Here is an 11,668-nt window from a genome sequence, read left to right on the forward strand (position 1 = left end):
ACATGCGCCTGATCGACACCCACACCCACCTCGACTTCCCCGACTTCGACGCCGACCGCCCGCGCCTGCTGGCCAACGCGGCGGCGCGCGGGGTGGAGCGCGTGGTGGTGCTGGGGGTGTACCAGGACAATTTCCAGCGGGTCTGGGACCTGGCCTGCGCCAACCAAGGCGTGTACGCGGCGCTGGGGCTGCACCCGATCTACCTTGAGCAGCACCGCCCCGAACACCTGGCGCAGCTACGCGACTGGCTGGAACGCCTGCGCGGCGATCCGCGGCTGTGCGCGGTGGGTGAGTTCGGCCTGGACTTCTACCTGCCCGAACTGGACCCGACGCGCCAGCAGGCATTGTTCGAAGCCCAGCTGCAACTGGCCTGCGACTTCGAACTGCCGTCACTGCTGCACGTGCGCCGCAGCCACGCCCAGGTAATCGCCACGCTCAAGCGCTACAAGCCGGCGCGGGCGGGGATCATCCATGCCTTTGCCGGCAGCTACGAAGAGGCGCGGGAATACATCAAGCTCGGCTTCAAGCTAGGACTCGGCGGTGCCGGCACCTGGCCCCAGGCGTTGCGCCTGCGCAAGACCCTGCCAAGGCTACCGCTGGACAGCGTGGTGCTGGAGACCGACGCGCCGGACATGGCGCCGGCGATGTTCCCGGGGCAGCGCAACAGCCCGGAGCATCTACCCGAGATTGCCGGGGCGCTGGCCGAAGTCATGGGGATCGAGCCGGGGCTGCTGGCCGAGGCCAGCAGTCGCAATGCCTGCGAGGTGTTTGTCTGGTAGACCGACGCGGTCCCTGTAGGAGCGACCTTGCGCCGCGATAGGGCTGCGTAGCAGCCCCAGGATTTCAGTGTTGACGCAAAGATCGCTGGGGCCGCGTTGCGGCCCTTTCGCGGCGCAAGGCCGCTCCTACACGGGCTTCACGCTGCCCTCGATCAGACCCTGAACGCCCCGATCAACCGCTTGAGCTCCACCACCTGCGCCGACAACGCCCGGCTGGCGTCCTCGGTCTGGCAGGCGCCCTCGGTGGTGTCCTGCGCCGCGCGGTTGATCGCCACGATGTTCTGGTCGATGTCGTGGGCCACGGCGGTCTGCTGCTCGACGGCGGCGGCGATCTGCTGGTTCTGCTCGACGATCCCGCCCACCGCGCCAAGGATATTGCCCAGCGCCTGTTGCACCTGGCGCGCCTCGTCCACGGTACCGGCGGCCATCTGGTGGCTGCTGCCCATCACCCGCACCGCCGCGCCCACGCCATCCTGCAGGCGCTGGATCATCTGCGCGATCTCTTCGGTGGAGTCCTGGGTGCGCCGGGCCAGGGTCCGCACTTCGTCGGCGACCACGGCGAAGCCCCTGCCCTGCTCGCCGGCCCGGGCCGCCTCGATGGCGGCGTTGAGGGCCAGCAGGTTGGTCTGCTCGGCGATGCTGCGGATCACTTCCAGCACCCGGCCGATGGCCTGGCTGTCGCCCGCCAGCTGGTTCACCGCCGCCACGCTCTGGTCGATCTCGCCGGCCAGGCGGGCGATGCTGCCCTGCTGGCTTTCCACCAGGTCGCGGCCCGAGGCGCTCTCGTGGTTGACCCGCTGCGCGCCTTCGGCGGCCAGGGCGGCGCTGCGGGCAACCTCCTGCGCGGTGGCGCTCATCTGGTTCATCGCCGTGGCCACCTGCTCGATCTGCTCGCGCTGGCCGCTGACCGCCTGGTTGCTGCGGCTCGACACCGACAGCACCTGCCCGGCCTGCTCCTCCACCGTGGTCACGGTCTTGCCGACCTGCTCGATCAGCCCGCGAATGCGCCGTACCGTCTCGTTGAAGCCACGCCCCAACTCGCCCAGTTCGTCCTGGCTGTTAGCCTTGAAGCTGATGGTCATGTCGCCGGCGGCCACCTTGTCCATGGCGTTGCCCAGGTTGCCGAGGGTTTCCCGGGTGGATACGTAGAAGCCGCCGTACAGGTAGATGATCAGCGCGAACACCGTGGCCAGGGCCGCGACCAGCGCGATCGTGCGCAGGCGGTGCTCGCCCAGGCGCTCCTCCAGCTGGCCGTGCAGGTGGGCAAGGACGGCATCGTTGAAGCGGTAGGTCTGCGCCATCAGGTCGCTGGTCTGCTGGTAGAAGCCGGCCCAGGGCGCATCCAGGGTCTCGGCCACCACCACCTGGTCCTCGAACAGGGTCGCGGCCTGCTTGACCGTGGCCTGGCTGGCCTGGGCATCGCTGGCCAGCGCGGCCCTGAGCCCGGCATCGCTGGCCAGGACATCGTCGAGACGGATGGCATAGTCGGCGGACAGCCGCTCCAGGCGCTGCAGCAGGTCTTCGAAGCGCGCGCTGCCCGAGGAATCCATGAAACCGCGACCGAGGGCCACCGCGCCCATCGCCCGGCCTTCGCCCAGGGCCTGGGTGACCTGCGCCGTGGCGTTGCCGACCAGTTCGCTCAGCTGGCGCACCGAAGCCTGGCTGTCCTGGTTCAAGCCCGACTGGCTGGCGACCAGCTTGCCCAGCACTTGGGCCTGGGCCAGCAACTTGTCGAACAGCGCCGCCTTGTTCTGCAGCGAGCTTTCCTCACGGGCGCGGGCAAAGGCCTCGGCCAGCTCGGCACGCTTGGCCTCGAGCGCCGGGTCGCTGCCCTTGAGGCCATCGAGCCGGGCCTGGACCTTGTCCTGCAGGGCACCGATGCGGCTTTCCACATCGCCGGCCTGGCCCGACTGGCCCAGCACAGCGTTGATCTGCAGCAGGTTGCCCAGGGTCTCCAGGTCGCCGCGCAAGGCCAGGCTTTCGGACAGCGGCGCCAGCCCCTGCAGTTCGCCGCGGGTGGCCTGCAGCTGGTTATAGGCGTCGCGGACCAGGTAAAAACTGGTGACCAGCATGGGCAGGAAGAACAGGACGCTGATCAGGCTGAACTTCATGCCGAAGCTCAGCCGGTTCATCAGTGCGATGGCCGGATAGAGCAGACGCTTCACAGGTCACCTCCTTGAATTCTTGTTGTTCTGCGGGGTAGCACAAGGCCATCTAGGGCCAGTGGCTTTGTATAGCGCAGATTGGAATCAAGGTTTGTAACTTATGGTTAAGCGCGGTTCGGTAGGAGCGGCTTTAGCCGCGATGCGGGCACCGCGGAGTCTGGCACCCGCTTCGCGGGTGATCGCGGCTGAAGCCGCTCCTACAAGAAGGTGATGAAAGTTTTCAGACCAGCACGGTCCACAGGGCGAAGCAGGCATACCACAACACGGCGCAGCGCAGCAGCAGCTCCCACAGGCTGTCCAGGCGCTCCAGGCCACGCTGGCGGTCTTCCTCCTCGGGAATATCGTCGGCCACCCGGCCGACTTTAGCCACCAGGTGCCCGGCGCTGACATGCCAGTCGAGCAGCTCGTGCAACATCACCCGGGTCACCGCGACGAAGTTGCCGACCAGGGCAAAGCTCACCGTCATCACCCGCACCGGCAGCCAGTCCATGGCATGACGCAATTGCCCGGCCAGGGTTTGCAGCGCCGGCTGGCGGCTGTGGTCCATGGTCAGCGCCAGCAGGCGGTAGGCCAGCGCCGCCCCCGGGCCGAGCAGGAAGTACCAGAAGATCACCGCGAAGAAGCTCTGGTAGGCCTGCCACAGCAGGTGGCCCTGGACCCGCTTGATCAGGCTCTGGGCATCGTCGGCAGCCAGCCCCAGGTCGCGTTCGGCCACATGCAGCGCAGCCTGGTCGTCACCGCGGCGCCAGGCGTCGCGAAACGGCCCGAGCGCCGCCTTCACATCGCCTCGGCCGAGGCTGTAGACCAGCACCAGCAGGTGCACCGGCAACGCCAGCAGACCGTAGGCCACCGGCTCCAGCACATGCAGCAAGAGCGCGAGCAGCGCCACCGGCGCCAGGACCAGGATGCCCAGCGTCCACCAGGGGTGGACCTTGCCGCTGCGCTCCAGGCGCACCAGCTCGCCCAGGTAGAAGCCGTCGCGCTGCAACCGCTGGCGCAAGGCCGAGAACTTCTCGACCCACAGCGCCAGCACCAACACCAGAAAACTCATGCCTTGTCCTCGTTGCGTTGCAGCGCGGCCCGGTAGCGCGGCCAGTCGAAGGCCGGGCCCGGATCGGTCTTGCGCTGCGGGGCGATGTCGCTGTGGCCACAGATGCGCTGGGCGTCGATCACAGGCCATGCCGCGCGGATCTCGCGGGTCAGGCGCTCCAGGGTGGCGTACTGGGCATCGGTGTAGGGCAGCTCGTCGGTGCCCTCCAGTTCGATGCCGATGGAAAAATCGTTGCAGCCCTCGCGCTCGCCGAAGCGCGACACGCCGGCATGCCAGGCGCGGTCGAGCAACGAAACGAACTGGGTCACCGCACCATCGCGCTCGACGAACAGGTGCGCCGAGACAGTCAGGTGGTTGATGGTGGCGAAATAAGGATGCTCGTTCGGGTCCAGGCGGTTCTGGAAGAACTGCTGCACCTTGCCGGTGCCGAAGCAGGCCGGTGGCAGGCTGATGTTGTGGATGACCAGCAGCGCGATGGCCTCGCCCTCGGGGCGGGCGTTGAAGTTCGGCGAGGGGCAGTGGCTAACGCCGCTGAACCAGCCGGTCGCACGGTCCAATTGCATGGTGCAGATCCTGAAATGACGCCCGAGACAGGTGCCCAGTATGCCGTGGCCGGCCGGTGCTTGCATGTAAATGATTGTGTAGGGAAATTCAGCTCTGTTGGGCCTGCTGCCCGCGCAACTGCTCCAGCACTGCTTCCAGCGCCCGCTCGAACAGCAGGCCGTCGTCCAGCAGGCGCACCTCGCCACGGCGCAGCGCCAGGGCCAGGCCCATGCGGTTCCATTCGCGCACCTTCATGCCGGTGCGGTTGGTGAAGACCAGGCGATCATTGCTGTCGATGCGCGCCACCAGCTTGCAACGCAGCGGCTCGTCGTCGTCCATCACTTCGACCCAGGTGCCGACCTGCAGGCGCTGCACCTGGCGCAATGCCGGCTCCTGGTCATCGAGCGGCAGGCCAGGGGCAAGGGCGGACTCATCGCTGACCGCCAGCACGATAGCCTCCTCCAGCCACACTTCATCCAATGCGGCGTCCGGCTCCGGCGTGCCACCGCAGGCACGCAGGTGCAGTTTTTCCAGTTGCAGGAAGAAATCACGAGTGGCAGCAGAGTCCAGCGCCACCCCCGCCAGGCCGTCGCGCAAGGCCTTGAGCAGGCCCGGCACCTGCTCCAGCAGGCGCTGCGGCTCACGGTACGGGGCAATGCTGACCAGCAGGTCGTCCACCGTCGCCAGGGCATCGGCCCAGGCCGCCGAGGCCTCGCCCTGCTTCAGCCAGGCCAGCAGCAGCACCTGGCTCCAGGACTGCACCAGCATCTGCACCACCACCTGCGGCAGTACCCGGCCATGCAGGCGGTCGTTCAACTCCTGCTGTACCCGCTGGCGGGCCTGCAAGGCACGGGCACGCCCCTCCTCGGCGTCGCGGGTGCGCTGTTCGAGGAGTTCGTTGCGCCGGCGCTCGTCCTGGCTGAAGGCGAGAAACTCATCGAGCAGTTCGTTGAACACTGCACAGTCGTCGGAAAAGTCATTGAGCAGGCGCTGGACGATGCGCTCGACCCGCAGGTGCAAGCTGTCGCGCAGCCCCTCGGCATCGCTCTCCCAGCCGATGGCCACGGCGGCGATCTCGTTGAGCAGGCGGCGCGCCGGGTGGCTGGCGCGGCTGAACATGCCCTTGTCGATCAGCGCGACCTTGAGCACCGGGATATGCAGGCGGACGATCAGCGCCCGCAGGCTGGCCGGCAGGTTGTCGTCGCCCTGGATGTAGGTGAACAGCAGGTCGACCAGGTTGATCGTGTCCTCGTCGTCGGTGGCGATCCGCCGCCGCGTGCCACTGCGCACGCTGACCCGCAGCAACAGCTGCTCCAGCTGCTGGCCGAGGTTGAAGTCATCCGGCTCGCCGGGGGCCGGCACATAGTGCTGCAGGTGGGTGAGCAGGCGCAGCAGGTCGCCGGTGCTGGTCGGCTGCGCGGATCCGGCCGCCTGTAACCGCGGCGCGACACGCCCGCGCACCGGCGCCAGCAGCGTCTGCACCGAGGCGAAGAACGCCTGGCCGGCGGAGTCGGACAAGCCGCCCAGCGCCGGGCTGGCCGGGACGCGCCGGGCGATGCTGCGCCGGTCCTCGGCGCGGCGCCGGCGGGGCGGGCATCAGCTGCGGCAGTACACCGGCGCTGGCGAGCAACTGGCTGGCCTCGCCGTAGAGCAGGTCGAGGTCACGCAGCACGTAGCGCTCGAACAGCTTGAGCAGCACCATCTTGACGCGGGCGCCGACTCCCAGGTTGCGCCCGGCGTCCAGGAAATAGCCACACAGGTTGCCGGGGCCCAGGGGATTGCCTGCGCTGGCCAGCGGCAACTCCAGCAGCGTGGAGAAGCGCAGGTTCAACTGCTCCAACAGGAAGCCGTCGCGGGACAGCACCCGATCGACCATGGCCTGCACGGCCACCGAGCGCTCCAGCGACGGCTTGTCCTGCGTCTGCGCCCTGATCAGGGACTCGAGCCCGTCGCCCTGGCCGATGCGGGCGAAGGCCTCGTAGAAAGTGTCGAGGAAACCTCGTTCAATACTCTTGCGCTTGAGGCGCAGGTCGCGCATGGCTTCGAAGTAGAGGTTCTGATCGAGGCGACCACTGGCCTTGTCGGCCATTTCGAACAGGGTGTCGTCGGCATTGTCGAACAGCGCCTGCAAGCCCTGGCGCAATTGCAGGGCAGCCTTGTCGCGCACCTGCAGGAGCAGCACGGGAAGGCATGGCGAGGGCGCGCGCGCACCCCGGTCGATGGCAGCCGCCAGGGGCACCACCTTGCCTTCATCATGCATCCCGGACTCCTTGCTGGATGTTACGTTGTTCGACTGGAAGGGAATCGTCAAAGCTATGACGCCAAATACTGGGCGCTATTATCAGTGAAAACACTGATAGCTGCCAGCACGCCTTTCGCACGCCTCAACTGACAGTGCGTTCGCAAGAATGCTCAAACCGCCTGACCAAAGGTCATCGGCCCGGCAGCTGTACACGCAGCCCCCCTGCCCTATAATCGCCGGCACCTAGCTTGTGGAGCCGACCATGCCGAACCTACGCCTCGCCGACCTGACTGCCGAAATCGAAGCCAACGTGCGCCGCGCGCTGCTCGAGGACATCGGCAGCGGCGACATCACCGCCCAGCTGATCCCGGCCGAGCGCCTGGCCAAGGCGACCATCATCACCCGCGAGGACTGCGTGATCGCCGGCACCGCCTGGGTCGATACGGTATTCCGCCAGCTCGACCCACGGGTGGCGGTGCACTGGCAGGTGGCCGACGGCGAGCGGGCCACGGCCAACCAGGTGCTGTTCCACCTCGAAGGCCCGGCGCGCTCGCTGCTCAGCGGCGAACGCTCGGCGCTGAACTTCCTGCAGATGCTCTCGGGCGTGGCCACCCGCGCGCGCTTCCTGGCCGACCTGGTGGAAGGCACCCAGGTGCGTCTGCTCGACACCCGCAAGACCCTGCCCGGCCTGCGCCTGGCGCAGAAGTACGCGGTCACCTGCGGCGGCTGCCACAACCATCGCATCGGCCTGTACGACGCCTTCCTGATCAAGGAAAACCATATCGCCGCCAGCGGTGGCGTGGCCGAGGCCGTGGCGGCGGCGCACCGCATCGCTCCGGGCAAGCCGGTGGAGATCGAGGTGGAAAGCCTGGACGAACTGCGCCAGGCGCTGGCGGCCGGGGCCGATATCGTCATGCTCGACGAGCTGACCCTGGACGAGATGCGCGAAGCGGTGCGCATCACCGCCGGCAAGGCCAAGCTGGAGGCCAGCGGCGGCGTCAACGAGACCACCCTGCGGGTGATCGCCGAGACGGGGGTGGACTACATCTCCATCGGCGCGATGACCAAGGATGTGAAGGCGGTGGACCTGTCGATGCGCCTGAGCCTTTAAGAGACTTGGCGCCTTGACTGGCCTCTTCGCGGGTAAACCCGCGCCCACAGAAATGCGGTGCCCCCTGTGGGAGCGGGTTTACCCGCGAAGAGGCCAGTCAAGGCACAGCAGATTCAAGGCATGAAAAAACCGGCCAGAAGGCCGGTTTTTTCATACTGTGGTACCGACTCAGGCGTTGGCCAGGCCGTCCAGGTAACGCTCGACGTCCAGGGCCGCCATGCAGCCGGCGCCGGCCGAGGTGATGGCCTGGCGGTAGACGTGGTCGGCCACGTCGCCGGCGGCGAACACGCCCTCGACGTTGGTGGCGGTGGCATTGCCTTCACGGCCGCCGTGGACCACCAGGTAGCCGTCCTTCAAGGTCAGCTGGCCTTCGAACAGCGAGGTGTTCGGAGTGTGGCCGATGGCGATGAACACGCCGTCGACCTTGATTTCGTCGAAGCTGCCGTCGTTGTTCTTCAGGCGCGCACCGGTCACGCCCATGTTGTCACCCAGCACTTCGTCCAGGGTGGCGTTGAGCTTGAGCTCGATCTTGCCTTCGGCGACACGGGCGTGCAGCTTGTCGATCAGGATCTTCTCGGCGCGGAAGGTGTCGCGGCGGTGGACCAGGGTCACCTTGCTGGCGATGTTGGCCAGGTACAGTGCTTCTTCCACTGCGGTGTTGCCGCCACCGACCACGGCGACCGGCTTGTTGCGGTAGAAGAAACCGTCGCAGGTGGCGCAGGCCGAAACGCCCTTGCCCATGAAGGTTTCTTCCGACGGCAGGCCCAGGTAGCGGGCGCTGGCACCGGTGGCGACGATCAGCGCGTCGCAGGTGTAGGTGCCGCTGTCACCCTGCAGGGTGAACGGCTTGTTGGCCAGGTCGACGGCGTTGATGTGGTCGAAGACGATCTCGGTCTCGAAGCGCTCGGCGTGCTCTTGCATGCGCTGCATCAGGGCCGGGCCGGTCAGGCCGTGGGGGTCGCCCGGCCAGTTGTCGACTTCGGTGGTGGTGGTCAGCTGGCCGCCGGCCTGCATGCCGGTGATCAGCAGCGGCTTGAGGTTGGCGCGGGCGGCGTACACCGCGGCGCTGTAACCGGCAGGGCCGGAACCGAGAATGATGACGCGCGAATGACGTACTTCAGACATGTCGAACTCCTGTCGAGCGGGCCGCACGGGTCCAGCATCTAGGTGCCGGTTGCGCCAGCTGGAATTAAAAGGGACCCACGCAGCACTTGGGGAAGGCTACAACGCGTTGGTCCAAAACCGAAAAAGTTGAGCGCACTGTAGCGAGGCCGCAGAGATTAAGGAAATATCCTTCGACAATCCACCTTATAGACAGTCTCTATCCGACAACCATTGTCCCAGTGCTTTGTTACACGCCGTTTCCCAGAGGTGCGGCTCCTTCCGTCGGCGCGCCAAACTCGGTAAGGTCAGCGCGTTTTCCTCAAGCGGAGCATTCCGATGCAAGCCCCCGTCCTTTCCGGCCCGCAGTACCTGCGTGAAGGCCTGAAACTGATCCTGAGCCCGAGCCTGCGCCTGTTCGTGCTGCTGCCCCTGGCGGTCAACCTGCTGCTGTTCGGCGGCCTGATCTACTTCGCCGGCCATCAGTTCAGCCTGTGGGTCGATACGCTGATGCCCACCCTGCCCGACTGGCTGAGTTTCCTCACCTACATCCTGTGGCCGCTGTTCGTCGCCCTGGTGCTGTTGATGGTGTTCTTCACCTTCACCCTGCTGGCCAACATCATCGCCGCGCCGTTCAACGGTTTCCTGGCGGAAAAGGTCGAGGTGGTGGTGCGTGGCCAGGACAACTTCCCGCCCTTCAGCTGGGCCGAGCTGGTAGCCATGGTGCCACGCACCCTCAGCCGCGAGATGCGCAAGCTGGGCTATTTCCTGCCGCGGGCCATCGGCCTGTTCATCCTCTCGTTCATCCCGGTGGTGAACGTGATCGCCGCGCCGCTGTGGTTGGTGTTCGGCATCTGGATGATGGCCATCCAGTACATCGACTACCCGGCGGACAACAACAAGATGAGCTGGCAGGACATGCTCGCCTGGCTGCGGCAGAAGCGCTGGCAGTCGATGGGCTTTGGCGGGATCACTTATCTCGCGTTGATGATTCCGGGGGTCAACGTGCTGATGATGCCGGCGGCGGTGGCCGGGGCGACGCTGTTCTGGGTGCGTGAGCGCACCTGAGCGCCCACAATCCTGTAGGAGCGGCCTTGTGCCGCGAAAGGGTGCGAAGCGCCCCAGGGTTCATGCGTCAAGCTGAGATCGCCGGGGCCGCTTTGCGGCCCTTTCGCGGCACAAGGCCGCTCCTACACAGGCGGTGTGAAGCCAATCAGTGGCTCAACTGGCTGGAAAACTGCCCCACCGCATCCACCACCTTCTTCGCCCCTTCCTGGATCTCGACGATCACCCCGCCAGTATCGGCGGCCAGGGCCAGGCCCTGCTCGGCCTGACGCTTGCTGGTGTCGATGATGTCCACCGCGGCCTGGGCCAGCTGTTCGTTCTGCTGCACCACCTTGGCGATCTCCTCGGTGGCGCTGCTGGTGCGCGAGGCCAGCTGGCGCACTTCGTCGGCGACCACGGCAAAGCCACGCCCCTGCTCGCCGGCGCGGGCGGCCTCGATGGCGGCGTTGAGCGCCAGCAGGTTGGTCTGCCCGGCGATGTCGCTGATGGTCTTGATGATCGCGCCGATCACCTTCGACTGCTTGTCCAGCGCCTGGATGCCATCGGCGGCGTCCTGCATCGAGCCTTCCAGGCCACGCATCACCTCGACGGTCTGGGTCACCACGTCGGTGGCCTTGCGCGCGCTGTCGTCGGTCTCCAGCGAGGTGGTGTAGGCGATGTCGGCGGCCTGGGCCACGGCCAGCTCCTGGTTGACCTGATCGGTGATCACGGTGGCGAACTTGACCACCTTGTACAGCACGTCATGGGCGTCGATGATCGGGTTGTACGAAGCCTCCAGCCAGACCACGCGGCCATGGGCATCGATGCGCTTGAAACGCTCGGCGACGAACTCGCCACGGCGCAGCCGGTTCCAGAACTCCTGGTAGGCCGCCGAGTTGGCCTCCTCCGGCTCGCAGAAAATCCGGTGATACTTGCCACGGATCTGCTCCAGGCTGTAGCCCATGGTCTGCAGGAAACGGTCGTTGGCGGTCAGCACCTGGCCTTCGAGGTTGAACTCGATCACCGCGGTGGAGCGCATCAGCGCCTTGATCAGGCTCTCGTGCTCGCGGGAAGTCTCGATGGTGCGGGTCAGGTCGCTGGAGTGCAGGGAGAAGTACTTGATACGCCCCTGGCTGTCCTTGACCGGTTGCAGGATCGAACGCAGCCAGGCCTCGTCACCGTTGCCGCGCAGCAGACGGAAGGCGCCGTTGAGGTGCTCGCCACGGGTGATGGCGTGCTTCATGCGCTGGTAGAAATCGAGCTTCTTCACATGCGCCGGCACGATCTCTTCGATGTTGCGCCCGATCAGTTGCTCGGCGCGATAGCCCATCTCGGCCTCGAAGTTGTTGTTTACCGACTCGATGCGCCCCTGGGGGTCGAGCTGGAGCACCAGCATCTCGCTGTCGAGGCTGTTCTTGACCTGCTCGATGGACATCAGCTCTTCGCGCAGTTGCTGGATTTCTTTCTTCAGTTTGCTGTTGAACATGGCCGCTCTCCCGGAGCGAATTCCTGTAGTCGAATGCCTCTGCATCGGCTGCGTGACAAGAGTTCTTGAGTGCGTTGCAAGGAAATATTCAAACGGGTGCAAGTGCCGGAAATCAGGCGTCATACGCACGTCACAAAGACGTCACA

The 11,668-nt window shown here is 66.2% G+C and carries 8 protein-coding genes and 3 pseudogenes; 3 read left to right on the forward strand and 8 right to left on the reverse strand.

All coding sequences use genetic code 11. The annotated features are described in order from the left end of the window. Positions 1 to 2: 2 nt before the first annotated feature. The gene (locus tag ACZ899_RS14795) at positions 3 to 779 is read left to right on the forward strand and encodes a TatD family hydrolase (RefSeq protein WP_234560460.1); all 777 of its coding nucleotides are present in this window, start codon (positions 3 to 5) and stop codon (positions 777 to 779) included. Positions 780 to 931: 152 nt separating this feature from the next. On the opposite strand, the gene ACZ899_RS14800 is transcribed toward ACZ899_RS14795, so the two are convergent. The 5 genes and pseudogenes from ACZ899_RS14800 to ACZ899_RS14820 form a co-directional block, all read right to left on the reverse strand. Beyond that, positions 932 to 1,645: a methyl-accepting chemotaxis protein gene (locus ACZ899_RS14800; protein ID WP_408005701.1), complete on the reverse strand. Its 714-nt coding sequence runs from the start codon at positions 1,643 to 1,645 to the stop codon at positions 932 to 934. A gap of 144 nt (positions 1,646 to 1,789) precedes the next feature. Continuing rightward, positions 1,790 to 2,911: pseudogene (locus ACZ899_RS14805) on the reverse strand (HAMP domain-containing protein); the annotation flags it as partial. 253 nt (positions 2,912 to 3,164) lie between these two features. Beyond that, a complete protein-coding gene (ampE, locus tag ACZ899_RS14810; RefSeq protein ID WP_186733859.1) occupies positions 3,165 to 3,995 on the reverse strand; it encodes a regulatory signaling modulator protein AmpE in 831 nt (276 codons plus the stop codon). After that, the gene (gene ampD, locus ACZ899_RS14815; protein WP_234560458.1) at positions 3,992 to 4,558 is read right to left on the reverse strand and encodes a 1,6-anhydro-N-acetylmuramyl-L-alanine amidase AmpD; all 567 of its coding nucleotides are present in this window, start codon (positions 4,556 to 4,558) and stop codon (positions 3,992 to 3,994) included. Before ampD ends, ampE begins: the two co-directional genes overlap by 4 nt. Before the next feature lie 88 nt (positions 4,559 to 4,646). Continuing rightward, positions 4,647 to 6,798, reverse strand: a pseudogene (locus tag ACZ899_RS14820) (DUF1631 domain-containing protein). A 244-nt stretch (positions 6,799 to 7,042) separates the two neighbouring features. Here ACZ899_RS14820 and nadC point away from each other — a divergent pair. Continuing rightward, the gene (nadC, locus tag ACZ899_RS14825; protein ID WP_203647964.1) at positions 7,043 to 7,891 is read left to right on the forward strand and encodes a carboxylating nicotinate-nucleotide diphosphorylase; all 849 of its coding nucleotides are present in this window, start codon (positions 7,043 to 7,045) and stop codon (positions 7,889 to 7,891) included. A gap of 168 nt (positions 7,892 to 8,059) precedes the next feature. On the opposite strand, the gene trxB is transcribed toward nadC, so the two are convergent. Next, positions 8,060 to 9,016, reverse strand: coding sequence for a thioredoxin-disulfide reductase (gene trxB / locus ACZ899_RS14830; RefSeq protein WP_050703773.1), 957 nt, complete (start codon positions 9,014 to 9,016; stop codon positions 8,060 to 8,062). 315 nt (positions 9,017 to 9,331) lie between these two features. Here trxB and cysZ point away from each other — a divergent pair, with 315 nt between their 5' ends. After that, on the forward strand, positions 9,332 to 10,060 hold the full coding sequence (gene cysZ / locus ACZ899_RS14835; protein WP_234560456.1) for a sulfate transporter CysZ: 729 nt from the start codon (positions 9,332 to 9,334) through the stop codon (positions 10,058 to 10,060). A 145-nt stretch (positions 10,061 to 10,205) separates the two neighbouring features. Here the strand turns inward: cysZ and ACZ899_RS14840 are convergent, their stop codons facing one another. Both ACZ899_RS14840 and ACZ899_RS14845 read right to left on the reverse strand, forming a co-directional pair. Then, the gene (locus ACZ899_RS14840; RefSeq protein WP_371923703.1) at positions 10,206 to 10,637 is read right to left on the reverse strand and encodes a methyl-accepting chemotaxis protein; all 432 of its coding nucleotides are present in this window, start codon (positions 10,635 to 10,637) and stop codon (positions 10,206 to 10,208) included. A 162-nt stretch (positions 10,638 to 10,799) separates the two neighbouring features. After that, a pseudogene (locus ACZ899_RS14845) lies at positions 10,800 to 11,645 on the reverse strand (PAS domain-containing protein); the annotation flags it as partial. Between the last annotated feature and the right edge of the window lie 23 nt (positions 11,646 to 11,668).

The sequence above is a fragment of the Pseudomonas sp. TE31087 genome (assembly GCF_057284075.1).

Excerpts from the sequence above, each read along its gene's own strand:
- ACZ899_RS14795 (WP_234560460.1), top strand. The coding sequence starts at position 3 with ATGCGCCTGATCGACACCCACACCCACCTCGACTTCCCCGACTTCGAC.
- ACZ899_RS14800 (WP_408005701.1), bottom strand. The coding sequence starts at position 1,645 with ATGAACCAGATGAGCGCCACCGCGCAGGAGGTTGCCCGCAGCGCCGCC.
- ampE (WP_186733859.1), bottom strand. The coding sequence starts at position 3,995 with ATGAGTTTTCTGGTGTTGGTGCTGGCGCTGTGGGTCGAGAAGTTCTCG.
- ampD (WP_234560458.1), bottom strand. The coding sequence starts at position 4,558 with ATGCAATTGGACCGTGCGACCGGCTGGTTCAGCGGCGTTAGCCACTGC.
- nadC (WP_203647964.1), top strand. The coding sequence starts at position 7,043 with ATGCCGAACCTACGCCTCGCCGACCTGACTGCCGAAATCGAAGCCAAC.
- trxB (WP_050703773.1), bottom strand. The coding sequence starts at position 9,016 with ATGTCTGAAGTACGTCATTCGCGCGTCATCATTCTCGGTTCCGGCCCT.
- cysZ (WP_234560456.1), top strand. The coding sequence starts at position 9,332 with ATGCAAGCCCCCGTCCTTTCCGGCCCGCAGTACCTGCGTGAAGGCCTG.
- ACZ899_RS14840 (WP_371923703.1), bottom strand. The coding sequence starts at position 10,637 with ATGCGTGGCCTGGAAGGCTCGATGCAGGACGCCGCCGATGGCATCCAG.